The 26,542-nt window shown below is 50.4% G+C and carries 23 protein-coding genes; 20 read left to right on the top strand and 3 right to left on the bottom strand.

Going from position 1 to position 26,542, the window contains the following annotated elements:
• Positions 1 to 37 precede the first annotated feature (37 nt).
• From ACZ5ZZ_RS13515 to ACZ5ZZ_RS13505, 3 genes are read left to right on the top strand one after another with little or no spacing between them, the layout of a single operon-like run.
• Complete coding sequence (locus tag ACZ5ZZ_RS13515) at positions 38 to 1,213, top strand: hypothetical protein (protein ID WP_374000549.1); 1,176 nt, start codon at positions 38 to 40, stop codon at positions 1,211 to 1,213.
• A complete protein-coding gene (locus tag ACZ5ZZ_RS13510) occupies positions 1,210 to 2,622 on the top strand; it encodes a vWA domain-containing protein (protein ID WP_464139854.1) in 1,413 nt (470 codons plus the stop codon). The genes ACZ5ZZ_RS13515 and ACZ5ZZ_RS13510 overlap by 4 nt, the downstream gene beginning before the upstream one ends.
• Positions 2,615 to 3,841: a hypothetical protein gene (locus tag ACZ5ZZ_RS13505; RefSeq protein ID WP_464131730.1), complete on the top strand. Its 1,227-nt coding sequence runs from the start codon at positions 2,615 to 2,617 to the stop codon at positions 3,839 to 3,841. The genes ACZ5ZZ_RS13510 and ACZ5ZZ_RS13505 overlap by 8 nt, the downstream gene beginning before the upstream one ends.
• On the opposite strand, the gene ACZ5ZZ_RS13500 is transcribed toward ACZ5ZZ_RS13505, so the two are convergent.
• Positions 3,842 to 4,201, bottom strand: coding sequence for a hypothetical protein (locus ACZ5ZZ_RS13500; RefSeq protein WP_464139852.1), 360 nt, complete (start codon positions 4,199 to 4,201; stop codon positions 3,842 to 3,844).
• A gap of 235 nt (positions 4,202 to 4,436) precedes the next feature.
• On the opposite strand from ACZ5ZZ_RS13500, the gene ACZ5ZZ_RS13495 reads away from it, so the two are divergent.
• Positions 4,437 to 5,246 (top strand): motility protein A, encoded by an 810-nt coding sequence (locus tag ACZ5ZZ_RS13495; RefSeq protein WP_464118203.1) that lies wholly within the window; start codon positions 4,437 to 4,439, stop codon positions 5,244 to 5,246.
• Between the two features lies 1 nt (position 5,247).
• On the top strand, positions 5,248 to 6,207 hold the full coding sequence (locus ACZ5ZZ_RS13490) for an OmpA/MotB family protein (protein ID WP_464118202.1): 960 nt from the start codon (positions 5,248 to 5,250) through the stop codon (positions 6,205 to 6,207).
• Here the strand turns inward: ACZ5ZZ_RS13490 and ACZ5ZZ_RS13485 are convergent, their stop codons facing one another.
• Complete coding sequence (locus tag ACZ5ZZ_RS13485; RefSeq protein ID WP_464118201.1) at positions 6,208 to 6,732, bottom strand: hypothetical protein; 525 nt, start codon at positions 6,730 to 6,732, stop codon at positions 6,208 to 6,210.
• Between the two features lie 168 nt (positions 6,733 to 6,900).
• Here ACZ5ZZ_RS13485 and ACZ5ZZ_RS13480 point away from each other — a divergent pair, with 168 nt between their 5' ends.
• Genes ACZ5ZZ_RS13480 through ACZ5ZZ_RS13465 form a run of 4 tightly spaced genes read left to right on the top strand, consistent with a single transcriptional unit; the run spans position 6,901 to position 11,088 of the window.
• Entirely contained in the window at positions 6,901 to 7,800 is a 900-nt protein-coding gene (locus ACZ5ZZ_RS13480) for a tetratricopeptide repeat protein (protein ID WP_464139850.1), read from the top strand.
• Positions 7,800 to 8,384: a hypothetical protein gene (locus ACZ5ZZ_RS13475; protein WP_464118199.1), complete on the top strand. Its 585-nt coding sequence runs from the start codon at positions 7,800 to 7,802 to the stop codon at positions 8,382 to 8,384. The genes ACZ5ZZ_RS13480 and ACZ5ZZ_RS13475 overlap by 1 nt, the downstream gene beginning before the upstream one ends.
• On the top strand, positions 8,384 to 9,358 hold the full coding sequence (locus tag ACZ5ZZ_RS13470) for a hypothetical protein (protein ID WP_464139848.1): 975 nt from the start codon (positions 8,384 to 8,386) through the stop codon (positions 9,356 to 9,358). Before ACZ5ZZ_RS13475 ends, ACZ5ZZ_RS13470 begins: the two co-directional genes overlap by 1 nt.
• Positions 9,355 to 11,088 carry a FliG C-terminal domain-containing protein gene (locus tag ACZ5ZZ_RS13465; RefSeq protein WP_464118197.1) on the top strand — a complete coding sequence of 578 codons (1,734 nt, stop codon included), beginning with the start codon at positions 9,355 to 9,357 and terminating at the stop codon, positions 11,086 to 11,088. The genes ACZ5ZZ_RS13470 and ACZ5ZZ_RS13465 overlap by 4 nt, the downstream gene beginning before the upstream one ends.
• Here ACZ5ZZ_RS13465 and ACZ5ZZ_RS13460 read toward each other — a convergent pair.
• Positions 11,075 to 12,829, bottom strand: a complete 1,755-nt coding sequence (locus ACZ5ZZ_RS13460; RefSeq protein WP_464131724.1) for a SpoIIE family protein phosphatase — start codon at positions 12,827 to 12,829, stop codon at positions 11,075 to 11,077. The genes ACZ5ZZ_RS13465 and ACZ5ZZ_RS13460 overlap by 14 nt on opposite strands.
• A gap of 130 nt (positions 12,830 to 12,959) precedes the next feature.
• On the opposite strand from ACZ5ZZ_RS13460, the gene ACZ5ZZ_RS13455 reads away from it, so the two are divergent.
• The 11 genes from ACZ5ZZ_RS13455 to purM all read left to right on the top strand — a co-directional run bounded on the left by ACZ5ZZ_RS13455 (position 12,960) and on the right by purM (position 26,439).
• Positions 12,960 to 13,334, top strand: a complete 375-nt coding sequence (locus ACZ5ZZ_RS13455; protein WP_464139846.1) for a hypothetical protein — start codon at positions 12,960 to 12,962, stop codon at positions 13,332 to 13,334.
• Between the two features lie 3 nt (positions 13,335 to 13,337).
• Positions 13,338 to 14,801, top strand: coding sequence for a hypothetical protein (locus ACZ5ZZ_RS13450; protein WP_464131721.1), 1,464 nt, complete (start codon positions 13,338 to 13,340; stop codon positions 14,799 to 14,801).
• Positions 14,802 to 15,066: 265 nt separating this feature from the next.
• Complete coding sequence (gene purF / locus ACZ5ZZ_RS13445; protein ID WP_464139844.1) at positions 15,067 to 16,506, top strand: amidophosphoribosyltransferase; 1,440 nt, start codon at positions 15,067 to 15,069, stop codon at positions 16,504 to 16,506.
• Positions 16,503 to 17,216: an AIR carboxylase family protein gene (locus tag ACZ5ZZ_RS13440; RefSeq protein ID WP_464118192.1), complete on the top strand. Its 714-nt coding sequence runs from the start codon at positions 16,503 to 16,505 to the stop codon at positions 17,214 to 17,216. The genes purF and ACZ5ZZ_RS13440 overlap by 4 nt, the downstream gene beginning before the upstream one ends.
• The gene (locus ACZ5ZZ_RS13435) at positions 17,213 to 18,247 is read left to right on the top strand and encodes a phosphoribosylaminoimidazolesuccinocarboxamide synthase (RefSeq protein ID WP_464139842.1); all 1,035 of its coding nucleotides are present in this window, start codon (positions 17,213 to 17,215) and stop codon (positions 18,245 to 18,247) included. The genes ACZ5ZZ_RS13440 and ACZ5ZZ_RS13435 overlap by 4 nt, the downstream gene beginning before the upstream one ends.
• On the top strand, positions 18,244 to 19,482 hold the full coding sequence (gene purD / locus ACZ5ZZ_RS13430; protein ID WP_464139840.1) for a phosphoribosylamine--glycine ligase: 1,239 nt from the start codon (positions 18,244 to 18,246) through the stop codon (positions 19,480 to 19,482). Before ACZ5ZZ_RS13435 ends, purD begins: the two co-directional genes overlap by 4 nt.
• Entirely contained in the window at positions 19,479 to 20,093 is a 615-nt protein-coding gene (purN, locus tag ACZ5ZZ_RS13425; protein ID WP_464139838.1) for a phosphoribosylglycinamide formyltransferase, read from the top strand. Before purD ends, purN begins: the two co-directional genes overlap by 4 nt.
• 2 nt (positions 20,094 to 20,095) lie before the next feature.
• A complete protein-coding gene (locus ACZ5ZZ_RS13420; protein WP_464139836.1) occupies positions 20,096 to 23,131 on the top strand; it encodes a phosphoribosylformylglycinamidine synthase subunit PurL in 3,036 nt (1,011 codons plus the stop codon).
• The gene (locus ACZ5ZZ_RS13415) at positions 23,115 to 23,849 is read left to right on the top strand and encodes a phosphoribosylformylglycinamidine synthase subunit PurQ (RefSeq protein WP_464131711.1); all 735 of its coding nucleotides are present in this window, start codon (positions 23,115 to 23,117) and stop codon (positions 23,847 to 23,849) included. The genes ACZ5ZZ_RS13420 and ACZ5ZZ_RS13415 overlap by 17 nt, the downstream gene beginning before the upstream one ends.
• Positions 23,846 to 25,369, top strand: coding sequence for a bifunctional phosphoribosylaminoimidazolecarboxamide formyltransferase/IMP cyclohydrolase (gene purH, locus ACZ5ZZ_RS13410; RefSeq protein WP_464131709.1), 1,524 nt, complete (start codon positions 23,846 to 23,848; stop codon positions 25,367 to 25,369). The genes ACZ5ZZ_RS13415 and purH overlap by 4 nt, the downstream gene beginning before the upstream one ends.
• A gap of 89 nt (positions 25,370 to 25,458) precedes the next feature.
• Positions 25,459 to 26,439 (top strand): phosphoribosylformylglycinamidine cyclo-ligase, encoded by a 981-nt coding sequence (gene purM / locus ACZ5ZZ_RS13405; protein WP_464131707.1) that lies wholly within the window; start codon positions 25,459 to 25,461, stop codon positions 26,437 to 26,439.
• The last annotated feature ends 103 nt before the right edge of the window (positions 26,440 to 26,542 follow it).

Here is a 26,542-nt window from a genome sequence, read left to right as displayed (position 1 = left end):
AATTGTAACTTTCAGACAGGCCTCATAGACTTTAAGGGTGAGGCCTTTCTTCTTTTTTCTGAGTATTTTCTTATTCCTGAATGCGGCTTATGCCAGCATCATCAATACGGATATCATCCGTCGAAACTCTGTTCCTGTTGTCAGCGTCAACGACGATGTTGTCATGGTCAAACAATCACCTTTGATTCGCGTGGGGGATCTGGTGGTGATCGCGCGTATTGTTCAGGATGACATCGAGGTCATCGCACGCGGATCGGTTGAAAATGTTCAAAACGGCTTGCTGCTGATTCTTTTAGATTCAAAAACAATCACGAAGTTTCCCAAGGCCCGTGACAGGGTGGTCAGTCTGGCTCGCTTGCAGGAAAAAAAATATGAAGAGCCTCCCGTGCCACCTCCGGGAGATCTGATTCCGGATGAACCCGATTCCTATGAACCCGGTTATGCCCAGCTTGATTTTGGCCCTTACAAAGGAAAGTTTGAAAGTGGTTCTCCGAATCAGGCCAATCAGTACAAGATCTTTGAGTTTGATTTCATGAACACCCATCTGATGTGGTACTTCGATTTTCTCTGGCGAATTGGGATCGAATATCAAACTTCGGGTGGCTCGGTGCCTTTGCGATCTTACAATCGTGAAGAAAAGCCCACAAAGTATCAGGAAACCACACTGGCCATTCATTACCGTCTTCTGCCGATTTGGAAAGAGTTGCGTCCGACCTTCAAGCTGGTCAGTCGATCGACTAAATTTACCACTGAAAATGATGATGAATATGTTCTGAGCAGCACAGCGACAGGGACCGGCCTGGGGGTAAACCTGCACTATTTGTTCGGGGACAATAGATTTAAGTCGAATCGTACATTTGACTGGAGCTTCAACAGACTTTATTTCGACCTAACTTATTTTCCTATGTATTCGGCCAAAGACGAGGGTGTGACACGCGGGGAAAGTTCTACGGGCTCAGCGATGGAGCTGGCGGTGGGGGCAACAACGTTGGTGCATTTGGGGTTTGTGCCTTTCTTTAAAAGATTTTCGATCGATATCAGTATGGGGATGAGCGAAAGCCAGGTTGCCTTCTCGGGGGCACCGACGAACTCCCCGGATGGATTCTATTCCATACCCGAAGGTGGCACTTACAAAGAAACGCAGAACTTCGTTAAAATCATGATTGGCCTTCGTATGGAAGATTTCGTTGGAAAGATGTTGAAACCGCGATGAAAAAGATTTTATTCACAGGCCTGCTTCTTTGGGCCGGCCTTGGCGTTGCACAGACTGCTGAAGATAGTCCTTCGGTGCCGTTGGGAATGACCCAACTGCAGGCGACGGATCTTCTGGATAATATGGACTTTGACCCTGCGAAGGTTCCGGTCAGTCCCGAGGGGATTGCGACGGCAGAAAATCTTCCGGTGGAAGCTATTCCTTTGGTGGAATACATCATCGACAGTTCCGGCTCCATGGGGCAGTTGATGGGTCCCAAGAAAACCAAGATCTATGTTCTAAAAAAGCTTCTTTCTCGCTATCTGATGTCCCAGTGGACTGAAAAGACCAACAGTGGGCTTCGCGTGATCGGTTCCCGTCGTAAAAAGGACTGCAAAGATAACTATATTGCTATCCAGCCGGGACAGTCGAAACTGGGTGCGATCGAGGGGATTGTTAAAAGTTTCGAGCCGGTGGGCATGACACCGATTGGGGCGGCCTTGAAGGACGCTTACAAGGATCTGGAAGGCTATAAAGGACCTAAACGGGTGGTGCTGTTCACCGACGGAGAGGAAACTTGTGGTCAGGATCCTTGTAAGATTGCGGCAGAGCTTGCCGGCAAAGATGTGGATTTGAAGTTCTTTGTGGTGGCTTTCGGGTTGCAGAATCAGCCGGATGTTTTGGACAAGCTGGCCTGCATCGGCGAGATGAATCAGGCCGATGACGAAGAAAAGCTCGAGGATCTTCTGCAGGATCTGGATAAGAAGCTCAATCCAGGGAAAAACCTTTTCGTCAGCAGTCCACAACCCAATGCGACTGTCTTTTTGTTCCGTGCAGATTCACCTGGCGAGATCTATAGAAAGTTCCACGCCTCAACAGGAATTCAGGTTCCTCCAGGGAAGTATCTGGCAATTGTAAATATCAAACCCAAGTATAAGTTTGCCGAATTCGTGATTCCACCGGATAAGAAAGTAACTTTGAAAGTCCAAGGCAGCGGCTTCTTTCAGGCAAACTTTATTGAAAAGCTGATGAAGATCGAACTTTTGGATATCAACCGCAAGGTGGTTAAAAGATTCACCAGCGATGTCCGCACGCCACTACCTACCGGAAAGTGGGCCTTGCGACTGTATCGTGACCCGTTCTTCGAAAAGACCATTGAAAATTACCTGATTGTGCCTAACGGCGAGTACACCTATGATCTTCAAGAGGCGGGGGCTGTCGTGGTGGAAGATCCCAAAGTGCGTGGAATATATGTCTATGATGGACGTTTTGCCCTGCTGGGAAATCACCTGACCAATGTTCCATTTGTCTTGGGTAAGGGTGTTTACGAAATCAGAGTCGATGAGAAATGCGTCTTTAAGGATGTGATCATGGGTTCGAACTCCGGCCTGGTGAAGCTGGATTGCAGCAAGGTGAAAAAGAATGAATAGCAAAAGCAACAGGTCGATTCCCTTTTTCGTCAAAGTGCCTCTGATTCTGGCGGCTGTGATTTCTGTGGGACTGCTTGCCGTGATCTTTTTAGAGGAACATAAATCCCGAGGGGATCTTCCGCTGTGCACGACGACCCAATCCGGGAAGTTTGCAAACACAGCCATGGTTGTCGGGCTGGATAGATTTTCGGATGGAGAATACCGCGCTGTCAGCTTGAACCCGAAAGGGGACTCCTGGGTTCTGAATAAGCTGACTTTTAAGTCGGATTTCGCACCACATTTAGAGCCACAATCCACCACGGCCAACGCGATGTATGCGTTTGAGGAAGTAAAATATCAAATCGTGAATTCCTCGGGGGACATGGCTTTTCTTAGGTCCTCGACGGGAAGAACCTTGCCCATTCGCTTTGACAGTGAAAGGGTCGAGATGTTGAATCAACTGGGTATCTGCGGCAATCAGTGGTCGGCAGAGGTGCACTTTCTTCGTCTGAACCAACGGACCTTTGTTTCTTTGGAACCTTCCGGTCGATTGGGTTTTTACGACAGCCGCAGCTGGCAGAACGTGATTCCTCGTGAAGCCCCGCGCTCACCAGACACGTTGATGGGGGTTGAGGCGGGAAATACACTCAGTGTTCTGGCTTGCGGTCAGGCTTATTCCAACAGCAAAGCGCGTGTGCGAATTATACCGGGGATGCTGGCGTTTTCCTCTGGAGAAACCAATGACTTTGCTGTCTATAAGGTGGCCTCTGAAAAACTCAGCCTGGAATCTCAGCGTATGTCTTTGAGTGTCGCCACCAATCCTTTTGCGGATTTTGTGCTGGCTCCCTATGATCAGATAGGTTTTAAAACCAGTTCTTGGTTAGAGCGCGATGAAAAATGGGATTTCTATCCGCTTCGCTATTTGCAGGGGGCTGCGGCCACACCAGTTTCTGTCGGTGAGCCTCTGGAAACGCGTGAAGAGTATCGTGTGATTGGGGAATCAGAACCGCAGGCAGTATGGTTCGCCGAACGCCGTCGCCCTTATAATCTGTTGAAAGAATATGGGTTGACCGTGGCAGCACCGGCCGGAGAAGCCAAAAAGTATGTCCTGAAGGATGAAACGGCAATCAGTGCAGTGACGGATCGGGGATTGTGGACGGTTCTTCCTGGGGGGCGTCACTTGTTTATCCAGAATAAGAAAGACACTGTCGACTATTCTGTCGTTCAGTGCCCTCTGTAACTAAAGGAAATCCACGTTGGTCTGATAGCTTTGACGTTCAACGTATTGGCTGGCAGGTTCGCGCGCGGCAGGCACTTCCCAGTAAGCGGGCTGGCTTGGAGTTTCTTTTTTCGCGGCGGGGGTGCTTTCTCCGCGCACCACTTTTTGGGCCAGGTAAGTCAGCTGTGTTTTTGCCACATGCAGTTCGTGACGAATGTTCTTTTCTGATTCCAGGGCGCGGTTCCAAAGGACATAGATGCCCTGAACCTCATTACGGGCATCAGCCAGTTCTTTTTGGGTGGCAACCAGACGTTCGCCCAGAAGATTCTTTTCTTGATTGGCCTTATCCAGTGCAGATTGCAGCTTGGTATTTTTTTGCATCTTAAAATATTCAAGCCCTATCAAAATTCCTTCGACTGCAAAGATAAGTAGGCAGACCCCAATAAGAAGGTTTGTCATTTTCACTCCCTGTTCCATTTCATTATATAGAATTGCGGAACAAGTAATTTAGGCTTAACTGCGGAACACGCCAAAATCTAAGCCTTGGTACAGTTAGGGGGGCTGAAATATACGCCGAAAGGTGCAAGGTAAGGATTTACCTTTTTTCGGAGGAACTATGAACTTAGCGGGGCTTTTAGGTATTTTGGCTGCAGTGGGAATTGCAGCGTTCTCCATCTTGGATGCGGCAAAGAACCCGAAAGTGTTTGCAGACGTGCACGGAATTGTCCTAGTCATTGGCGGAACTCTGACTGTTGCGCTGATGAGCTTTAACTTTAAAAGCTTGTGGACGGCGCTAAAAATCGTCACTCGTAAAATGTTGGGCCGTGAAAGGGTTGACTACCTGGGAACGATTGCGACCATTGTCGATATCTCTGAAGCCTACCGCCGTGATCCAAAATCGGTTCAGGCCATGATCAAGCCGGACACGCATCCATTCATTAAGGACGGTGTGCAGTTGCTGGTGGAATATGGTTTTAGCTATGACGAATTGGCTGATGTCCTGACAAACTCTTTACGTGGTAAGAAAAAACGCGATGAAGAGGAAATCAAAGTATGGCACACGATCTCCCGCTTCCCACCAGCCTTCGGTCTTTTGGGTGCGACGCTGGGGATGATCTCTTTGTTGCAAACATTGGGTGAGCCTGGAGCTCAGGATCGCATCGGTCCTGCGATGGCAACGGCCCTGGTGGCGACTTTCTACGGTCTGGTTGTGGCCAATCTGGTTTTGATTCCGATTTCTGAAAAATTGCAGACGGTTTCCAAGGCGGACGTGACTTTGCGTGAAATCATTAAAGAGGGCATTCTTTTGGTTCACGAAAAGAAGCATCCATTGTTCATCAAGGAATATTTGAAGTCCTTCCTGTCTCCAGCGCAAAGAAGCGATGATGCGGCGGGATCTGCGGGTACTGTGAAGAAGGCGGCTTAATATGGGTGAACGCAAACAGCGCAGCCGAGTGCATCTGGAGGAGCATGAGCATGAAATGGCTCATGACGAATCCAACTGGCTTGTCAGTTATGCTGACATGATGACTCTGTTGTTTGGTTTCTTCGTTCTGATGTATTCAATGACCCGTTTTGACAATACCAAGTTTGATCTGGTTCGTAAGGAAGTGGCAAAGTACTTTGGTGGTAACATCAAGGAAGTCAGTGCCGTTCTGATGGCCGAGCAAAAAATTGTCAATATCCTTAAAGGCTCCGGCGAAATGAACGGTGTCGAAATCATCCGCGATGGAGATAACACCTTGCTTTTGAAGTTCGACGGCGAAGTGCTCTTTGACTCTGGTGCCGTGGAAGTGAAAGAGGCGGCCAAGCCTAATCTGCGTAAAGTGGTCAGCGCTCTGCGCTCTATCGAAGGGATCAATAAGATTGCCGTGGAAGGTCATACAGATGGTGATTCCATGAGCAGCGCGGGACTGGTGAAGTCCAACTGGGAGCTGTCGTCTTTGCGGGCGGGTTCCGTGGTTCGTTACTTTGAAGAAAGTGGTGTGGATTCTGATCTTTTATCCGCGGTCGGTTATGGTTCCTCCAAACCGCTGGCGCCTGAAAAGGACAAGGCGGGGCTGGTTCTTCCGGCGAATAAAGCTCTGAACCGCCGTGTGGTGGTGGCCGTGACGTTGGATGATGCGGAAGCGGCGTACAAGCTGCAGCAAAAGCAGTTCTCCAAACAGCTGACCAAAGAGGAAATCGAACACCAGAAGAAAGAAGCTGATCTGCAGGCGAAAATGAAGCTGGCCCAGGTTCGGTTCGAGGAAGCTCAGAAGCGCCACAAAGAGCAGATGGAGCAGCGTCGTAAGGAACAACAGTTAGAAAAGTTGCAGCGTAAAATCGAGGATCTTGAGAACAAGGCTCAGAAGTATGAGTCAGAACTCACACCTCCTGCGCAGTAACTAGTAATAGGAAGTGGTGAAGGAGATTCCGATTCCGAATCCGGAATAGCTCAACTTCTCTTCACCACTGCTGGAGCTGGCATCGCGGGTGCCCAGCTCTACGGCAATAAGAGCGTTAGGGCGAATAGGGTATTCGTAACCCACACCAAGACTCATTTCATACAATAAAGCACTAAACGAGAATCCATCTCCTGCATTGGGGGTGGATTCTTTCTTATTCAGGTTGAAGTTCACTGGAGTAAAGCTGGCAAACGTGAAGAAGCCCGGTTTGGACTTCTGGATCAAGGTCTCGTCCGGTGTGTTTTCATACGATGCCGGAAGACCCTTCAGATAGTAATAACCTGTGACACCGATTCCTGAAATCGGTGTAAATCCGTAGTTGCTGGCGAAATCAAGAATATAATGGATTCCCATACGAGAGTTGATGGAAGGGAAGTTCCACAGAACCATCGGTTGCAGAGTCAGCATTGAGCCCAAAGCCTCATCTTTAACCTGTTCACCGGCCGAAGCTGTCGTACTGAACATGGAGAGCTTCGTCCGAATTACCGGCGCTTGGAATTCCGCACTTGCAACGTGAGGAACAGTTAGAAATAGGACTAAGGTTATGAAGTATTTCATAGTGTTGTTAATTACGAGCTTTGCCGAGAAAATGTAGGAAGTCAACTGACCCCGAATCTAGGATGGATGGTGGTAATGAAAATCTTGAAAACAAGGCAACTTGTGATGTTGTCTTTATCTGTAACACCAGTATTGCTGTCTTCATGTGCTGGTAAGTACTCAATCAAATCCTATCCCAATGGAGCAAAAGTCTATATCAAGGACGTGCAAAGCCAGGAAAAGAAGCTTCTGGGGATTGCTCCATTGCAGGTCAAAGAGGAATCCAAGCTCGGTGACGTTTTCTTCCTGATTTTCGAGAAGCAAAATTACCGCACCAAAGAGGTGATGGTAAAGGTCAACGAAGGGGAAAGTTTGTCGGTGGCCACTCGACTGGATCCATTGTCTGACGAGGAAAAGAAAGCCGAAGAACTGGCGCAGAATGATGATCAGAAAAAGAATGATCAGCAAAAACCAAAGCCAGAAGACAAGGATAAAAAGCCGGAAGACAAAAAAATGGAAGAGCTGCTGGCGGAAATGCAGGAGCTTAAGCTTCGTGTGGCATTGCTGGAAAACACATCCTCCTTCTATAAAGATGCTTTGTTCTCGCCACGCCTTTCTGGTGGGATGCCCTCCACGGAGCGTGACCGCACGGATCGTGTGGTCGGCCATGTGTTCCAAGGTCAACAGTTGATCGTAAAAGGACAGTACGAAAAGGCCTTGGCGGAAATCGACAAAGCTTTGCAGCTGGATGAATATTCAAATAACGCATGGTTGTTGAAAGGGTCCGTCAAGTATCTGCAAAAAGACTTTGAAGGTGCGAAGATCGCCTGGGAAAGATGTTTGAAGATCGATCCTTACAACAAAGTGGCTTATCAGTATCTGTCTGATGTCTATCAGCGCTTGGGTATGGCGCCACTGCCTAAGACAGGAGCCGAGATGAGATATCCGGCATCTAATATCGAAATTGAGAAAAGAAATAATAGCAGGGTTCGCTGATGAAGATTCTGGGTGTCGTTCTTTCTTTAATGCTTGCTTTGCCTGCACAGGCCTATCTGTCGTCTGATTGGGACGTCAGTTTGGGGGCAAGTTCCCTGAAGTATCAGATGCCAAGTCGAGAGATTGACGAGACCGTTGAGTCTTCCACGACCCTGGAAGTAAATTACTCCATCAATAATCCTTCTCTGAACACGGCCATGACCTTATCCTTTATGGAAATGGCGGGTGGGGGTGGAAAGCAGCTGCCGTTCACGCGCATGGCAATTGGCGGCCGCTATTATATGTTTGGTGTGAATGGAATGCGCATGATCGTGGACAGCTCCTCTGAAGCCAAAGTCTGGCGGCCCACGCCGTTTATTGCGGCGAATCTGGGGTTGAGCAATCTGTCTGTGGACAACTTGAATGCTTCATTGATTGATCTGAGCTTGCGGGGTGGGGTGGAAATCCCGGTGATGTCCGATCTGCTTTTGATCGGGCAGGTTGCAATGGGCATGAGTCTGACGGCTCCCTCCGCCGAAGACGAAGATATCAAATATAACTTTATGACTTTATATGCGGGCCTCCGCTTTGTGGGGTTTGACTAATGGCAAAAACCAACACCAATAAAAAAATACTTATCGGGGCAGCGTCTCTTGTCGTTGGCGCGGGTGCCATCTTTGGATTTTACACCGTCTTTAAAGGCACCGGTGGATCCGTGCTCTCCAAGCAGCGCTCCAATCAGTCCAACTTTCAAGAGCTAAAACGAGCCCAGGCTTTGGCTGTGAACACGCACTTGTCCTCCAAGACAGGACAGGCGTGGAAGAATCACAACTTTGCTGACCTGCTGGCGGGTTTTGGAGAATCCAAGACAGCAAAAGAAAACAAGGAGTTTTTCCAGGCAAGCATCTTTGTCTTGGATGTGGCTCCTCCGGCATTTAAACCTGAAGAAAAGCAGGATGTTGAAAAGTTACAAAGTCAGATTGTGAAGTTCCTGACCCAGGATGCGCAAGTTGTTGGGGATGCGGCGCAAACACACAGCTATGCAGCGAAGACTCTCGTGAAGCTGGGCACGCCCTCGGCAGCTGATTTGAAGCAACTGGAAAGCTTCTATAAGAAAACCAAAGATGCCCGCAAGGAAATCATAGCGGATGTGTTGATTCAGACTGAACCTTTAAGCAGCGAAGGCAAGGCTCTTCTAAGCAAACAATTACTGTCCAAGTCAGAGGTGACTCAAGGCATGTTCTTACTGGCGCGGGTGCGTGATGGTGAGGCACGCAAAGAATTGTTTAATAGGGTTTATAAAAACTACGCAAGTTATCCTGCAGAGGTGAAACCGTTTGTGTACAAGCAGTTGGCTTTGAATCACGGTTTGATTCAGGGAGACCTGAAGAAACACCTGGCGGCAGCGGCTCAAAGCAAGGATGAAAAGTGGGAAGACACGTTCCTTGTGGCAGTTCAGGAGCTGGACTGTGTAAGTGAGTTTAAAGAGGATATTCGAAGAATTCAAAGTCAGTCACAACATCCGCATTTGCAGATGTTGGCCGGGGCGATTCTCGCGAAAGATAAAGGGATAAAATGATGAAGCGTTGGTCGGTACTTTTCGCATTGTTGATGTTTTCTCAGGCGTCCTGGGCCCAGTATATTGAAGAAATGGGCTCTTTGGAGAATGTGTATGAGGCGCGGGCTCGTTCAGTTCTGAATACTATTTTGCGCCCGACAGATTACACTCTTGTTGTCGCCATTGAGCTGGATCATGATGAAAAGAAACTGAAAGAGTTCCACGACGAAATGGATGTGCAGTACCTTCCGGGCATGCCGTTGATGGGTGATGTGCCGACGTTGGGTAAAGCCACAAACAAACTTCATGAAATGAAGTCCAAGACAGATATTTCGGTGGTGTTGTCTCGTAATGTGACCCCGGAAACGGAAAAGGTCATCAAGGACCTTCTGACTTCCAAGCTTCATCTGGATGCGACGGCGGGGGACAGTGTGACTGTCAAACGCATTGAACTGCCTGCGGACCCACCAAAAGGGGAGCCCAAGCCCGATACGTTGCCTGAGCTGACCTGGAAAATGTGGGCTTTGATTGTTATTCTGTCTTTGTTGGCACTGTCCGGTTTGATGTTCTGGGCGTGGAGACGCGGCCGTGCGCAGGAACCGCGCAAAGAACTTAAAGAAAATCACGATTATAAGCACACAGAGAAAGATCAGGAAAAAGAGCCGGAAGTTGCTGCTCAAGCCGCTCCGACCCCGGCACCGGTGCCTGAGGTCGCTGCAGAACCTGAATTCAATATGGATGCAGTAAAGCAGCATGTGCTGGCGATTGCGGCCCAATATCCTCAGATGACTTCTCGGGCCGTGACGGAATACACCTTGAACGATTCTGCCGACAACGCTTCCGTTTTGATGGAATTCCTGGGCTGGGATGTTTCCAAGCGTGTCTTTACAGAGGTCCCGGCGATGGCCTGGGCTCGTTTGGGTAAAGCAGTGAAAGAGCGCGCCAATCCGCCAACTAAAGCTCAGACAGAACAGGCGATTCGCGATGTCTATAAGGCAATTTTGGCTGCTTATGTTGAGCACGAAATGTCCACGGATGAAAGCAACCCGTTCTCGTTCGTTTTAAAAATGCGTGAGGAAGAGCGTCAGCAAATTCTGGACAAGGAGACCCCTTCCAACATCGCGGTTCTGTGCTTGCATTCCCCTCCGGAAGTGACGGCGGGTATTGTGGGGACATTGGATGCGGAAAAACGTGTACGTGTTCTTGCAGAGATTTCTCGTGTTGAAAAGCTTCCACACAATGTCGTGCAATCCGTGGTGGGTTCCTTCAATCAAAGACTGACGGAACTTAGAATGCGCCCTGAACCAAAAGTGGAAGGGGCGACTGTCCTGGCGAAAGTGATCCGTGGCATGTCCGCCGAAGAGGAGATGGATTTGCTGGCACTTTTTGCCAATGACAACCCTGAAGAGCTGGAACGTCTTCGCCAGGTGATTCTGACCTTTGACGATCTGAAGTTGGTGCCATCGGATATTCTTTCAGAAGTCCTGGGGGCCTACGAAGTGGATGCGTTGTATGCAGCGCTGTTCAAAACACACTCCGCTTTCTATAACAGAATTCTTTCCACGATCCCTGAGCGTAAAGCCATGATCGTTGAAAGAGATCTGGGTGACATGGTTCAGATCCCGTCCCGAAAGAAAACAGCGGAAATCCGTCGAGACATCTGTCTGCAGGTGGAAAAGGTGATGTACAGCAGATCCCTGCGTATCGGGGATCTGGTCAACGGCAACGTTCGCGTTGTTAAGTCGGTTTAACGTAGAGCCCGATGAACGTTATGTCGTCGGGCTGTTCCTGAGCCTCAATGTGCTCCACAATCTGTTTTTGCATAATATCATGAAGACTTCGGGCGGCTCCACGATTGGTGCTGTCCACAGCAGTTTTGATCACGGCTCGTTCACCGTAAGCCGTTCCTTCCTTGTTGACCGCATCAATCAGGCCATCTGTATAAGCAAAGAATGCACTTCCTGGTTGCAGGGGAACTGTGACTGTCGAAAAGACGGATTCCTTGGTTTCACCCAGGCGTTTTGAATTCGCATCCGTCAGGAAGACCAGGTCATTTTTCTTCAGCTTTTTACCTTCCGCAGGCAAGGGGCAGATCAAAGGGAAATCATGGCTGGCATTGGAATAGGTCAGGGTGTGGTTGGTCTGATCATACAGCGCAGCGAAAGCCGTCATCATTTTTTCACCTTTGGCCAGATCGCACAGAACCTGATTCATCATGCTAAGAACTTTTGCCGGATCCCAGATGTTTTCAGCCATCGACAAAGACAGGACAGAACGGGCGGCAGAGGTGATTAAAGCCGCCGGAACACCGTGCCCGGTGGCGTCGCCGATAAAGACAAAGAGTTTTTCACCATCGTTAAAGTGAAACCACAGATCTCCACCGCATTCGGTGGCAGGTTGATAGAAGCCTTTGAGTGTGTACCGATCTGTATCAGCTTTGCTCTTCGGAAGCAGAGTTGTTTGAACCTCTTTGGCGGTTTCCAGCTCGGCTTCCATGCGCGCCTTTTCCTCGGTTTGACGGAGCAAGCCCTGGATCTTTTCCAGCATGGAGTTAAAGACCTTGGCCATGCGTCCCACTTCGTCGGAGGACTTCAAATGAATCGGCTTGGACTGCCCTGTAGAGGCAAACAGGGACATTCCCCCCGCCAGAACAGAGATACTTTGAGTCAGAGAATCAACGCTGACAAAGGTGGCGATCAAACCCAGAGCAATGATGAGGGCCGAGGCCATCAATGTCTTATTCATGGTCTGCTTCAGAACAGAATAGATCTGGGCTTTGTCGAAGGCCTGAAACATGTAGGTTTGAATCTGGGGCAGATAAGAATAAGAAACCAGGTATTCACGATGGCCCAGTTCCACTTCACGCACACCACTGCTTTGATCCTTTAAGAAGGCCATAAAGGCCTGCTTTGCCATTTCCGGATTTTGCAGACCTGCAGGTGATTTCCATTGCGATCGGCCCGGACTCCAAAGCCCCAGGGCTCCTTTTTGGCTGGCAAGTTTCAACCCCTCGAACTTGAGGTCGCCGTAAATGAGCAACTCCCCTTTGCGGAAATAAACAATCAATGAGTCCGGACGATCCAGATTCAGGTCAGTTTGCAGTTTCCCTTCAGGCAAGGCTTGCAGGTAGCGCAATTGCGCCGGAGGAAGGCTGGTCGCTGTTTCGGCCAGGGAATCCATAAATTGGGTGGTACCTTCCACCTGGCGATAGACCTGGATATTTCCCCATTTTTGTTGCGTGGCGACCGTCTTGATCTGATTGGAGAAAACGGCGCCATCAAAAAAGAGCAGGGCGGTTTGCACCCGCTCCATCACCTTGTCAGAACCTTTGGTGATTTCATCAGTGGCATTCTGGATTCTTTCCATTGCCGAAGAATATAAATAGGAGCGCTTGTCATCCAGGAAAGAGGATCGATTGATCCAGAAGATCGTGGCAGAGGACAGCAGCAGAAGCAAAGATGTAATAACTAAGAACTTAATCTTGATCGACATGGCCTTTTCGTATCGGCTGTTTCCAGGTCAGAGTTAGCTGGACCATGGTCGAAGAATGCAAAGCTACGATCAAAGTCCAGGCCTGCTTTTCTGTGCAGCAATTGCTCCTGTTCTTATTTAAAATGAAAATATGAAGTATCTCGTAGTTGTCTCAGTCCTGTTCTTCGCATCTATATCTATGGCGGATGAAATCGTCTTTGATCGAACCACCAACGTGGGGGTGCGGCAGCGTGATGTCTTGCGTTTCGAAAAGGGTCATTACTATTTTGACGGTAAGGATCTGGGAAGAAAACTTCCGCCCATGGTTCAAGGAGCCTGGAAAGAGATTGAAACAGGCCCGACCGAGCGTCAACCGGCCTCTTGCTTTGCTGGCAATTATGTCTATTCCAAATCCCTTTCCGGTTCCAAGAAAAAGATCGTTCGGAAAGGTTGTACTTTCGGCCCTGAATTTGGTCGTTTGATGCAGAACCTTGAGGATCTGCGTAGCTATGCGCGGAGTTTATAAACTATGATAAAATTTTTGACCTTGGCGGCAATGTCGTTGTCTGTTTGTGCGGCTCAGGCCCAAAATGTCTCAGGAGAGGCCCTTTTGCAACGGCTGTCCCAGGTGCGTACGGCCTTGAAAGCGTCTGCGGGGGCATCGGTGGCTTGTGAAACACCTCAGTCTGCAAGCTGTGACTTTGCAGGTTATTGCGGTAAATTGGCGGAAAAGGCCGGTGATTTTTATCTGTATCGGGATAAAGAGGGTCGCACGATTCCCAATACGCAACTGATCGGGGCCTTAAGCATTGCCGAGTTCTGCGCCAAGAATCCGTTCCCACAGTCTGTGGTTCAGGATCCCTTTGTGTTCGTGGATCAATTTCTGTCTGAAGAAAAGGCCGGAGGAAAAGAACAGTTCCAAAAAAACCGGGCCGCATTGAAAGCCGCCGAACAGCGTGTGGAAAAAGTCTTCACCGACATGAAAACACGGGTGATCCGCATGTTGGAATCCAAGCGCACGGCAGAAAACTCGGCGGCCATTGATAATATGATCGGGCGCATTCGCACGGTGAAATACAAGCCCGCCAACACCAACGGCAACTATGGTGATCTGGCCATGCAGGGATGTGTTGGTCCTAACGGCTATTACAGTCCGGATGAACATGCCATCACCGTGTGTCCACAGTCCATGAATATGCCGGAGGCTTCTCTGTTTTCCTTGATGGCCCACGAAATCGGCCATGCCTTTGATCCCTGCACAATGACGATGGGACGCAGTCAGGAAGGATTGATAGAACCCGACTGGATAGAAGGTCGGCGTGCGGCAGGAAAAGAGGTCTTTGCCCCCGTGTTTATGGAGAAGAACCCCTTTAAATCCGTCGTGGCCTGTCTGCAGTCGCCAAGCTCTTTGAATGTTAAAATTCCTTCGATGAAGAATTTGCTCTCAAACGTCGACAAGTTTGAACAGGATTTGAAAAATGAGATGTCTGAAATGGAGGACCTGCAGGGTGAAGGCGAGGAGGCTCCTGCTCGCGATGCCACCATGGCTCGGTTTGAGGATGAGCGACAAAGAATCCGAGACAATTATGACAAGTTCAAATACTGCTCGATGCTGACCAACTCCGGCCATATCGGAGAGGCGTTTTCCGACTGGATTGCGGCAGAGGCGCTTGCCTCCAAAATCAAGGAGATTCCTGAAGCGGGCAAAAGACAAGAGTTTGCCTTTGCTTCGCAGGCGCATTTTTATGGCACCGGCTGTTCGAATATTCTGGAATCCAGTTTAAACAAGATTAACAGCGCCACTCAGGGGGCGTGTCCGGAACTTCAGGAATTTATGAAACATCAGGCTTCGGGGGGCCGACATAACGATCCTTATCATGTCGACTCACACCCAGCAACGGGCCAGCGTGTTGACCGCATCTATTATGCAAAGCCCGAATTGCGTGAGGCCCTGGGATGTAAGGGTGGCAATCACGGGCAGGCTTGTAAGTAGTGTGGCAAGCTGTGTTGAATTGTTAGGATTCTGTCAGGGGTCTTGACGGAACTCTGTCGTGGTCGCTAGCGTTGATGGCCATGACACCTGAAATGTTAACCAAACATTCGATGCCACTGGGAGCCCCACCCTCGGGAGAGAAAACCCGATTCGGCACCCGCTGTGTGTCTGCAAACCCGAAGTGTCAGCTAAAAAAATCAAATATTAATATCAATAAAAACGGCGTCCCAGTGACGCCGTTTTTGTTTTTTCAGGGAGTGCTTCCATGTGCGGAGTCGTAGGTCTTATCGGAGAAGATCAGGCCGGGGAAAAGCTGTATCCGGCGTTATTCGCCCTTCAGCATCGCGGCCAGGATGCTGCCGGAATTTTAAGTTACGACTTTGAACGCTGCCAGTTCCATCTGGAAAAAGGCCTTGGCCTGGTGGAAGATGTTTTTACCAGCGAACGCCGTCAGCGCCTGAAAGGCAGCATGGCATTGGGTCACACTCGCTATTCCACCATCGGCAGTGTCGACAAAGAGGACCTGCAGCCCATCTTCCTCAGCTACCCTTATGGAATCGGGATGATCCATAACGGCAATGTCACCAACTACGACGAGATCGTGGATTATCTTCGGGACCGAAAACTACGTCGCACATTCTCGCGTAACGACCTGGAAATTCTTATGCATATGGTGGCCGTGGGACTGGCTTCGCGCAAAGAGTCTGCCGACATTGCCGGCAACTTGTCCGCGTCAGTGAAGGAACTTTTGCAACAGGTTCAGGGCGCTTACAGTGCCATTGGCATGTTGGCAGATCACGGACTTTTTGCATTCTGCGATATGAATGGAATTCGTCCTCTTCTGATCGGGCGAAAACGGCAAGGGGACAAATACAGTTACTGTTTTGCCTCTGAAAAGCAGGTGTTTTTTGGTTTGGGGTTTGAGTACTGGCGTGATCTGCGCCCCGGTGAATTGGTGCTGGTGGATAAAGATCTGAATTTTCAGTCGTCAGTTTTGACGGAAAAAAAGCCGCGTCCCTGCATGTTTGAATGGATCTATTTTGCCGGCTCTGAAACCGAATGGCACGGACGTCCGGTGTATGAAGTTCGTTTGAAACTGGGTGAAATTCTGGCGCAGGAATGTCAAAAGCAAGGGATTGATGTGGACCTGGTGGCCCCGGTGCCGGATACATCCCGCGCAGCGGCCTGTCGTCTGGCGGAGGTACTGGAAAGGCCTTACCGCGAGGTTCTTATTAAAAACCGCTACGTACAAAGAAGCTTCATTGTCAATGAACCTGAAGTTCGCAAGATGATGGTGAATCTGAAACTCTCGCCCGTTCAAAGTGAGATCAAAGGTAAAAAGATTCTGCTCGTGGACGACAGTATCGTGCGGGGCACGACGTCCAATCGTATTGTGCGTCTGCTGCGTGAAGCGGGTGCGGAGAAAGTCTATCTGGCCAGCACATGCCCTCCGATCCGCCATCCTTGTTTTTATGGAATTGATTTCCCGGAAGGGGAATCCTTGGTGGCGCACAAACGCAGCGAGGCGGAGGTGGCGCGGATTCTGGAAGTGGACGGTCTGGTCTTTCTTCCGTTGAATCGTTTGCAGGAGGGCCTGGGGCTTAGCAGCCTTTGCAGTGCCTGCCTTGATGGAGATTATCCTGTTCCGGTCTCAAGCGAAAACTTTATGAGGACGCGGAACCTTAACCTTGGTGGTGAACTATGAAGATACAGGTTCTTTTTGGCAGTGCAAATGACGAGCGTGTGTACGGTCCGCTGTGCCGCTCTCTGGAAAAATGTGGTGAAGTAAAAATGCAGGTGGCTTCTGCCCATCGGGATCCACAAAAGGTCCACGAGATCGTCACGACCTGCAAAGCCGACGTTTTTGTGGCGGGTGCAGGTCTTGCGGCCCATCTTCCCGGAGTGGTGGCTTCCTTGACAGAGAAGCCTGTTTTCGGAGTGGCGGTCAATGGTGCCTTTGCCGGTTTGGATTCGTTCCTGTCTATTGTGCAGATGCCGCGTGGAGTCCCGGTGATGGCTGTGACCGAGGAAAATGCCGGGACCATAAGTGATTATCTGCTACACCTGAATCAAGTTCCCCGGGACCGAATTTGCCTGCACTGGAACCGCAGCCTTGAAAGTTATTCGCCCATTCAAAAGGCTTTGGACGAGATCCAGGCACAAACCCAACTCCCCGTGGAATGGACTGCAGCCAATGCTAAAAACTGTCTTGGTGAAATCGTCAGCCCCTGGGAATTGCCCAGAACACAGGGACTCAATCTGTTCCTGTGCGAAAAAGAACAACTGGCAAGTTCAAATCTGGCGCTGGATTTCTTTGCCAAAGCTCGCCACGGCGGATTCTGGGTTGGGGCCAACAATGTGACGAACTTTGTAGAGCAGTGGAAGAAGCTCATGATGTTGGGGGCGGCAAAATGAATCTAATCTATAAAGGTTCAGTGAAGGATCTTTACAAAAGCGGTGATGGCAAAATCATTTTTCAGTACAGCAACCGTTATTCCATTTTTGACTGGGGCGAAATGCCTGACGAGATCCCCTTGAAAGGGGAGGCCTTGGCGGTCATGGCCGGCATGTTCTTTGACTATCTTTCGGAAAAAGGAATTTCCTCCCACTACCTCGGGCAGAAAAACCGAAACTCCATTGAGGTTCAAGCCGTCGATGTTCTGCGGCCCGAATGGAAAGAAGACCGCTATGATTACGGTGCTTATGCCCATCGTCCGACGCAGTGTCTGGTTCCCCTGGAGGTGATCTTCCGTCGTCATTTGGGGATGGGGAATTCGCTGCAAGCCCGACTGGCCAGGAATCCGGCCTATGCTCAGGATCTGGGATTGAACCCCATCCCCACCAGTGACAGCAGCTTTGCTCCGGCTTTGATAGAGTTCTCCACCAAGCTGGAAAGCACAGATCGCTATCTTTCCAGAGCGGAAATCCAAGCCATGCATGTGGTGTCAGAAGAAGAGTTGCACGGTCTGAAGGCCCATACGCAACAGGTCAGTCAACTGATGGAGGATCTCTTTGCCTCTTTCGGTGTGAAACTCTGGGACGGCAAAGTGGAGTACGCGTTCAGGAATGACGTGAACGGGCAGCGCGAGTTGATGCTGGTGGATTCCATCGGACCTGATGAGTTACGCCTGACCTATGAAAACCTGCCGCTTTCCAAAGAGTTCCTGCGCCAGATCTATGCCGGATCCGCCTGGAGTGAGGCGGTTAAAAAGGCCAAGGACCTGGCACAGGAAAGAAAGACCCAGGATTGGAAAAAGATCTGCATCGAAGAACTGAAACAGCACCCTCTGCCGCTGACTGCCGCACAGATTCAAGTCGCCTCTTATCTGTATCAAGCCCTGGCCAATGAGGTGGCGGTGGCTCTGCGACGGCCGACGCCCTTTGCGCCCGATGTGAATTTGCGCTTCTGGTTTAAGAAAGTTCAAGAGATGGAGCCATTGTCATGAAGGTCGTTGTCGTCGGAAAAGGGGGACGGGAGCACGCCTTGGCGCGGGCTCTGCTGAAATCCCCCATGATCACCGATTTGTGGGTTTGCCCTGGCAACTCAGGGATGCAACAGGCGGGGATTTCATGTGCACCCTGTGAAAGTACCGAAGACATCGAAAGTTTCTGTGTCCGTCATGGCGTATCCCTGGTGGTGATTGGTCCTGAGATCATGATCCTTTCGGATCTTAAACCCCGTCTTGAAGCACACGGCATTTCCTGTTTTGCTCCCTCTGCAGAGGTGGCTAGGCTTGAGGCCTCTAAACTTTTTTGCAAAGGCGTTTTAAAAGAAGCCGGCGTAAAGACCGCGGCCTGTCAGGTCAGTTATTCTTTGCCTGAGGCCTTGAAGTCAGTGGAGGCGCATGATTTCGCAAGTCCTCTGGTGATCAAAGCGGACGGCTTGGCTCAGGGAAAGGGTGTCTGGGTTTGCGAAAGCAAAGACAAGGCCCGGGAGGCGGTCCGAACTTTGGGTGAGCACTTTGGCTTCCCTCTGCTTCTGGAAGAATGTCTGCAGGGGCCTGAACTGTCGGCCTTCGCTTTATGTGATGGTGAAGACTTTGTTGTCTTAGGTACGGCCTGTGATTACAAAAGAATTTCTTCGGATCCTTTTAGTGCGAATACTGGAGGCATGGGGGCGTACAGTCCTTGTGACTTCATCACTTCCCAGGATCATCAGGAGATTCGAGGTATTTTTGCCAAAACTTTGACCCATCTCAATCGCAAAAAAATGCCCTATCAAGGATTCCTGTTTGCGGGTCTCATAAAGACGGCCCGGGGACTTTATGTCCTGGAATACAACGTGCGTTTAGGTGATCCGGAAACGCAGGCTCTTTTGCCCCGACTGCGCTCGGATCTGACAGAACTTATTGTTAAAGCGGTGACCCATCAACTGCAGAACCAGGATTGTGAGCTTTCTCCGGAAGTGTCGGTCCACGTCGTGGCGGCCAGTGAAGGATACCCAACGTCCCCGATGAAGTTAGGAAGCCCCATTCAAGTTCAGGCGGTCGATGATCCGAAAGTGGATCTGTATTTTGCCGGAGTCAGCCGCATCCAGAATGAGCTAGTCAATGTGGGGGGGCGTGTTCTGGGGGTGACGGCCTTGGCCCAGACGAAGCGTGAAGCGCGAAGCAAGGTCTATGAACACATGGAACGGATCAACTTCGAGGGTATGTACCTGCGACAGGATATCGGACTATGAGACCGCCACGAATTGCCATTCTGGCCTCAGGAACCGGCAGCAACGCGCAAGCCCTGATTCGCAAGGCGCAGGATTTAGGAACTGACAAACTAGAGATAATTTTTGTTCTTTCTGATCAGGAAGAGGCCCCGGTTCTTGAAAAAGCCCGAGACCTGGGAGTTCCGGCTTTTCTGCGAATGAAGTTTGCGGATCGTCGCACCCATGAAGAATCCATTCTAATGCTGCTGAAAGAGCACCGCATAGACTGGGTCTTGTTAGCTGGTTATATGCGCTTGCTAAGCCCTTATTTTATAAAAACCCTGCAGTCCTGGCATCAGGGGGCTTCACAAGTCGTGAACATTCATCCCTCGCTGCTGCCAGCCTATCCGGGATTGGATTCGATAGCCCGAGCTCACGCCGATCAGGTGTCTGAAAGTGGTGTGACATTGCATTTAGTGGACGACGGCATGGACACCGGGCCGATTTTACGACAGCAGAGGATTCTACGGGGCCGAGAGACATTGCCTGAGTGGACTGCCCAGTTTCATCGGGTTGAACATCAAATCTATGGAGCTTTCCTGGCCGATATTGCCGAGGGACATCAGAAGACTTGTTATTTTATGGAGACTTAAAAATGCAAAGACTATCTGTTCACAGCCGCTTTGATCTGAGCACCGAAAACGCTCTTAAAAAAGCCTTTCTTCAAGCCGGACCGATTCATGATTTAAAACTCCGGAAACTGTACTGGGTGTTACCCAAAACGGACTTCCAGAGCGAACCGGATCTGGAAAAAAAACTGGGCAAAGTTTTTTTTGACCCTATCACTGAACAGATGCACCAGGGATTCCCCGAATTCCAAGACGACCGAATCTATGTTGAAGTCCGTTTTCTGGCAGGGGTGACTGACAATCTGGCCCGCTCGTCGACGGAAGCTTTGATGTTGCTGACTTCGCAACATAATACTTCTTCGTGGCAGGATTTCCCGTGGGAAGTTCATAGCGGATGGGAACTTGAAGTTCACGGAGATGTCTCCAAAGAACAGATTGAAAACCTGATGTTTCAAACATTGGCCAACCCTTTGTTACACAAAGTGACGGTGGCTCCGGGGCAAGAGTTGATAAAGAAAAACACCTGGGCGTCGTTTGCCGATTACTGGAAGACGGCCCCCCACAATCCCGAACTTTTGTTGCTGGATCTTCACCAGGAAACACTGGAACGGATCAACCAAGAGCGCGGACTGGCACTCAGTGAAGAAGAAATCAAAACCATTCTTAATCACTTTAATTCGCCGGAAGTCGTTGAAAATCGCAAAAAGTGGGGATGGGACGGCAAGATCACCGAGGTTGAACTGGAGTGTCTGGCGCAAACCTGGAGCGAGCATTGCAAGCACAAGATCTTTGCCGCAGAAGTGGATTATTCCGAAAGCGCCGAGGGACTTCCATCCCTTGGCAACAAGAAGGTCATGAGTTTATATAAAACATATATTCAACAGGCCACGAAGGATCTTTCAGATTGTGGCTATCTGGTGTCTGTTTTCAAAGACAACGCAGGCATCGTCGATTTTGATTCCCAGCTGAATGTCTGCGTCAAAGTGGAGACTCATAACAGCCCGTCTGCTCTGGATCCTTTTGGGGGAGCCCTGACCGGAATTCTGGGAGTGAATCGTGATATCCTGGGCTGCGGCCTTGGCGCAAAACCCATAGCGAACATGGATGTGTTCTGTCTGTCGACTCCAAATCTTTTTCCGCCCAAAGATTCGGCCCGACGGCCTGAGCTTTTAAAAGATCCCAGCCTTATCTTCAGAGGTGTTCATCAGGGGGTCGAAGAGGGCGGAAATCAAAGCGGTATTCCCACAATCAACGGAAGTTTTTGTTTTGCCAGCGAGTTTGCCGCAAAGCCGCTGATTTTTGTCGGCTCGGTGGGGATCTTGCCAAAGACGGTGCAGGGGCGCCGGTCAGAAGAAAAAAACATCCGTGCCGGGGATTGTATTGTGGTGGCCGGGGGGCGTCTGGGAAAAGATGGCGTTCACGGCGCCACTTTCAGTTCTTTGGCGCTGCAAGATCAGGTGGCTTCCAATGTGGTGCAAATCGGGGATAGCATCACACAAAAAAGACTTCTGGATTTTACCCTGATGGCGCGGGATCAGAATCTGATTCAGGCGATTACAGACAATGGCGCCGGCGGGTTGAGTTCCTCGATTGGCGAAATGGCCCAGTACTCGGGCGGTGCGCGCCTGGATCTTAGCTGCCATCCGGTAAAGTACCAAGGACTTGAGTTCTGGGAGATGCTGATCAGCGAATCTCAGGAACGCATGTCCTACGCTGTGGACCCTTTAAATGTTCCTCAATTCCTGGAGCTTGCAAAGAAGATGGGTGTTGAAGCCTTCGTTTTGGGTGAGTTCTCGGATTCAGGTGTCTTTGAAGTCCATCACGGTGAAACCATGCTGGCGTGTTTGGATTTACACTTTCTGCATGAGGGTCTAAGCCGGCTCAAGCTGAAAGCCCACTTCACCGGACCACGGGCCTATCAGGAGTTCTTCCGTGCCGTAGAACGAAAAGAGCTGCCGGCAGCCAATGCCGAAAATCTGGCCAAGGTTTTGAAGGTCGTTCTGGCCTCTCCGAACGTCGCCTCTCGCGAACCTCTTGTTCGCCACTATGATCATGAAGTGCAGGGTGCCACACGAGTAAAACCCTATGGGGGTAAAACGCAGCAAGGCGCCAACAACGCAGGTGTTCTGGATCTGTCCGTTCACGGGGGGGACGCCAATAATGCCGTGGTAGTTTCAAATGGTCTGTGCCCTCAGTATTCCTATTATGACACTTACTTGATGGCCCAAAAGGCGGTGGATGAGGCTGTTCGCAATCTGGTCGCAACCGGAGCAGATCCTTCCAGGATGGCCCTGGTGGATAATTTCTGCTGGCCGGATCCATTGGAAAAATCCAGCAATCCGGATGCTCATCATAAAATGGGACAACTGGTGCGTGCTTGTGAGGGGCTTTATCAGGCGGCTCTGGCCTTCCGGGCTCCGTTTGTCAGCGGCAAGGACAGCATGAAGAACGACTTCATCGGAAAAACCAGGGGCGGCGACACAGTGAAGATCTCAGTTCCACCGACGTTGCTGGTAACAGCCATCGCTCAGGTTCCCCAGGCAGAGAAAACAGCTCCGGGGTTCTTTCAAAATGAAGGCGATCAGATCTATCTTTTGGGAGAGCTCACAGAAAGCCTGTATGGCTCGGTCCTGGCACAGGAATACCTGGTGGACGAGGACAAGCCCGAATACCCGGATCTGGTGCGCAATAAAAACCTGTATCAACGTATTTTTGAGGCGCATCAGCTGGAGCTTCTGGAGTCCTGTCATGACATTTCCGAAGGAGGTGTGATGGCAGCTTTGGCCGAAGCGGGCTTTGGCAACGATCTGGGAATGGAATTGCAGTTAAGCTCTTTAAGTTGGAAGCAGCTCTGGTCCGAAGCCGGCTCACTGTTCGTGATCAGTGTTCATCCCGACAACGATCCGCAATTCAAGGCGCACTTCCCTGAGGCACGGGCTTTAGGTGTGGTGACACAAAAGCCTGCTATGAGCTGGGAATTCCAAGGCCAGCGCCATGAGGAATGTCTTAGCGATCTTCGCGATATCTGGAGCAAAGGAGTTCTGAATGTCTATCAAGCCTAAGTTTTTGGTTCTGTGGGGCGATGGCATTAATTGTGAAAACGAAACCGCACGCGCCATCGAACTGGCAGGAGCGGAAGCCTGCAAGGTTCATATCAATGTTTTGCTGGAAGCCCCTGGGCAGCTCGACTCTTATCAGGCATTGGTCATTCCCGGAGGGTTTTCCTTCGGGGATCATCTGGGCAGCGGTCAGGTGCTGGCATTAAAACTGGAGCTTCGCCTGAAGAGCGAGCTGCAGAAATTTGTAAAATCCAAACCCGTGATGGGCATCTGCAATGGTTTTCAAACCCTGATCAAACTGGGGTTGCTGCCGGATGCCGACTTTCAGCGCAGCTGTGCGCTGGTCAAAAATGAACAGGGTCATTTCATCAATCGTTGGATCGAGCTAAAGCGAAATGAAAAGTCCCCCTGCATTTGGACCAGAAGTCTTCCCGGCAGCTTTGCTTTGCCCATTCGTCATGGCGAGGGCCGTTTCGTGTGTCAGGATGAGGCTGTGTTAAACCGCCTGCTTCATAATAATCAGGCAGTTCTTCGTTACACCGAAGACGTCAACGGGGCCCAGGCGCAGATTGCCGGAATCTGCGATCCTTCCGGTTTGGTGTTTGCACTGATGCCGCATCCCGAAGCGGCACTGCATGACTGGCATCTGCCGGGGCCGGGCAAGGCCTACGGTCTGGAATTTTTTAAAAGTGCTGTTCAATATCTAAGGAGTCATTCATGAAATCCATTCACAGAGCTTTGCTGAGTGTGTCTGATAAAACGGGTTTGTTGGAGTTGGCGAAAACTTTGGCCGCTCATCATATCGAGCTGATCGCCAGTGGCGGAACCGCTAAAGTGTTGACCGATGCAGGTTACAAAGTCACTCCGGTGGAAAAACTCAGCGGCAAAGGGGAAGCCTTTCAGGGGCGGATGAAAACCATCAGCTTTGAAATTGCCTCGGCATTGCTTTTCCGTCGTGAAGACAGCAGCGATATTCAGCAGGCCGCTGAATTAGGCATTGAACCGGTGGATCTGGTGGTTGTGAACTTGTATCCCTTTCATGAAACATTGAAAAAGCAAGCCCCCTTTCAGGAGTGTATCGAAAACATCGACATTGGGGGGCCCACGCTTCTGCGGGCCGGGGCTAAAAACTTCCGCTCTGTCACAGTGCTCAGTCAACCGTCGCAGTATCAGGAATTCTGCGCAGAGCTCACCCAGCATCAAGGCAGCACCACACTGGAGTTCCGCCAAAGATGTGCGGCGCAAGCTTATACAATGACGGCTTTTTATGACTTGGCCATTGCGGGTTATATGACGGAACAATCAGGGCAGGTGTTGCGCTACGGGGAAAATCCCCACCAAAAAGGTCTTGTGTTGAAAGATCCGTTCCAAGCGGGTCTGGCCCATGCCAGGTCATTGCAGGGGAAAGAGATGTCTTACAATAACTATCTGGATGCGGACTTTGCGTTGAAGACCTTGCAGGATGTGCAGTCTTGGCAGGGGGATAAGGCTTTGCCGACGGCAGTGGTTGTGAAACATAACACGCCTTGCGGGCTGGCCATCGCCGAAACCCCGTTGCGAGCATTGGAAAAGGCCTGGCAGGGGGACGAAAAAAGCTCATTCGGAGGGATCATTGCTTTAAATGTGAAAGTCACCGACGAGATAGCCTCATTTTTCACTGACAAGTTTGTCGAAGTGATACTGGCTCCCGCCTTTGATGAGAGCGCCTGTGAAAAGCTTAAGAAAAGCTGTCGGGTGATGGAAATCTCTGTGAGTCCTCAGACCCATCCCCAGGTGCGCTCGATTGAAGGCGGCTTGCTGATACAGGACGCAGACATGTGGAGCTTGTCGCAAATGAAGGTCGTGACCCAGAAGCCGCTGTCACCGGAAAAAGAAAGACTAGCGGCTTTTTCGATGCTGGCGGTGAAGAATCTGAAAAGCAACGCGATTGCCCTGTGTCGGCAAGACGGGCCTGAGTTTGAACTTGTAACCATGGGGTCTGGGCAGACCAACCGTGTGGACTGCATTGAAAAGCTGATCACTTCCCGCTTAAAGGACAAGGGAATTTCAGATCTGTCAGAGGTGATGCTGGCGTCGGATGCGTTTTTCCCTTTCCCTGATTCTGTGTTGGCTGCGGCTCGTTTGGGGGTAAGGCACATTCTTCAACCGGGAGGCTCTGTGAAAGACACCGAGGTGATCGCCGAAGCCGATCGTCACGGCGTGGCCATGGTCTTTTCCGGGCGCCGCCATTTCCTGCATTAGAACTCTGTACCGTGGGTTTTCTCTTCTCGGGCTTTTTTGCTCCTTGAGAGAAAACCCACGTTACAGGGTTCTAAAACGAGGGAGCAGTTGTGGTTGATTATAAAGACTCAGGAGTTGATATCACAAAGGCCGATGCCTTTGTTGAGCGTATTAAAAATCTGGTTCCGACGACCTTTAATGATCAAGTCGTGCAGGGGATTGGTGGTTTTGCAGCCGTCTATAAGCTGAACCAGGAAAAATATCTGGCGTCTTGCACTGACGGTGTGGGCACGAAGCTGAAACTGGCGCAGAAGCTCGATCTTCACCATGGCATCGGTATCGATCTGGTGGCAATGTGCGTGAATGACCTTCTTTGTGTTGGCGCCAGACCGCTGTTTTTTTTGGATTACATGGCCTTCGGAAGGCTGGACACCCGGGTCAGCGAGGAACTGATTGCGGGCATGGTGGATGGTTGCCGCCAGTCAGGCATGGCGTTGATCGGTGGCGAAACTGCTGAAATGCCTGGGGTCTATCAAGGCGGCGAATACGATCTGGCCGGATTCAGCGTGGGCGAAATGACCCCCGAAGAGATGTACACTGAAAGCCACATCGAGGACGGCGATGTCCTGCTGGCCCTGCCTTCTTCGGGTTTTCACTCCAATGGGTACTCGCTCCTAAGAAAACTGGTCCAAGACGATGAAATGGAGCTAATGCGGGAACTTCTGACGCCGACCCGAATTTATGTGAAGCTGGTGACTGCATTGCGCAAGGAGTTCCGCGGGGCTCTGCGCGGAGCCTCACATATTACTGGCGGTGGAGTTCATAATATCCCGCGAATGAGCCAGGCCTTTGATTACGATCTTAGCGGCTGGCCTTCGGTGAAAGAAGTAGCCCCCATTTTCCAGAAGATATTGCCCAGACTGGAGCTTCCCCGCGAAGAGCTGTATCGCACATTCAATATGGGGGTGGGTTTGGTGCTTTTGGTCAAAAATAGTGAGGCAGCAAAGATTCAGTCCTGGCTCGAGGATCAGAATGAAAAATACTGGGTTTTAGGTGCTGTTCAAAGAGGAAATGGGCAGATTAGGGCCTGATTTCAGCGGGGCCAGGACTGTCAAAAGAATGATCAGTGGGCCCATTTTTTCGTGATTGGATTTATTGGTGGACTCACATTCCTAGGGTGGGCTATAGCTGGGG

It is taken from the genome of Bdellovibrio sp. HM001 (assembly GCF_055397275.1).
This window is presented reverse-complemented; position numbering and strand designations above follow the sequence as displayed.

Bases quoted from the DNA above. Each gene is read 5' to 3' on its own strand.
- ACZ5ZZ_RS13510 (WP_464139854.1), top strand. From the start codon at position 1,210: ATGAAAAAGATTTTATTCACAGGCCTGCTTCTTTGGGCCGGCCTTGGC.
- ACZ5ZZ_RS13505 (WP_464131730.1), top strand. From the start codon at position 2,615: ATGAATAGCAAAAGCAACAGGTCGATTCCCTTTTTCGTCAAAGTGCCT.
- ACZ5ZZ_RS13500 (WP_464139852.1), bottom strand. From the start codon at position 4,201: ATGCAAAAAAATACCAAGCTGCAATCTGCACTGGATAAGGCCAATCAA.
- ACZ5ZZ_RS13495 (WP_464118203.1), top strand. From the start codon at position 4,437: ATGAACTTAGCGGGGCTTTTAGGTATTTTGGCTGCAGTGGGAATTGCA.
- ACZ5ZZ_RS13490 (WP_464118202.1), top strand. From the start codon at position 5,248: ATGGGTGAACGCAAACAGCGCAGCCGAGTGCATCTGGAGGAGCATGAG.
- ACZ5ZZ_RS13485 (WP_464118201.1), bottom strand. From the start codon at position 6,732: ATGTTCAGTACGACAGCTTCGGCCGGTGAACAGGTTAAAGATGAGGCT.
- ACZ5ZZ_RS13480 (WP_464139850.1), top strand. From the start codon at position 6,901: ATGAAAATCTTGAAAACAAGGCAACTTGTGATGTTGTCTTTATCTGTA.
- ACZ5ZZ_RS13475 (WP_464118199.1), top strand. From the start codon at position 7,800: ATGAAGATTCTGGGTGTCGTTCTTTCTTTAATGCTTGCTTTGCCTGCA.
- ACZ5ZZ_RS13470 (WP_464139848.1), top strand. From the start codon at position 8,384: ATGGCAAAAACCAACACCAATAAAAAAATACTTATCGGGGCAGCGTCT.
- ACZ5ZZ_RS13465 (WP_464118197.1), top strand. From the start codon at position 9,355: ATGATGAAGCGTTGGTCGGTACTTTTCGCATTGTTGATGTTTTCTCAG.
- ACZ5ZZ_RS13460 (WP_464131724.1), bottom strand. From the start codon at position 12,829: ATGTCGATCAAGATTAAGTTCTTAGTTATTACATCTTTGCTTCTGCTG.
- ACZ5ZZ_RS13455 (WP_464139846.1), top strand. From the start codon at position 12,960: ATGAAGTATCTCGTAGTTGTCTCAGTCCTGTTCTTCGCATCTATATCT.
- ACZ5ZZ_RS13450 (WP_464131721.1), top strand. From the start codon at position 13,338: ATGATAAAATTTTTGACCTTGGCGGCAATGTCGTTGTCTGTTTGTGCG.
- purF (WP_464139844.1), top strand. From the start codon at position 15,067: ATGTGCGGAGTCGTAGGTCTTATCGGAGAAGATCAGGCCGGGGAAAAG.
- ACZ5ZZ_RS13440 (WP_464118192.1), top strand. From the start codon at position 16,503: ATGAAGATACAGGTTCTTTTTGGCAGTGCAAATGACGAGCGTGTGTAC.
- ACZ5ZZ_RS13435 (WP_464139842.1), top strand. From the start codon at position 17,213: ATGAATCTAATCTATAAAGGTTCAGTGAAGGATCTTTACAAAAGCGGT.
- purD (WP_464139840.1), top strand. From the start codon at position 18,244: ATGAAGGTCGTTGTCGTCGGAAAAGGGGGACGGGAGCACGCCTTGGCG.
- purN (WP_464139838.1), top strand. From the start codon at position 19,479: ATGAGACCGCCACGAATTGCCATTCTGGCCTCAGGAACCGGCAGCAAC.
- ACZ5ZZ_RS13420 (WP_464139836.1), top strand. From the start codon at position 20,096: ATGCAAAGACTATCTGTTCACAGCCGCTTTGATCTGAGCACCGAAAAC.
- ACZ5ZZ_RS13415 (WP_464131711.1), top strand. From the start codon at position 23,115: ATGTCTATCAAGCCTAAGTTTTTGGTTCTGTGGGGCGATGGCATTAAT.
- purH (WP_464131709.1), top strand. From the start codon at position 23,846: ATGAAATCCATTCACAGAGCTTTGCTGAGTGTGTCTGATAAAACGGGT.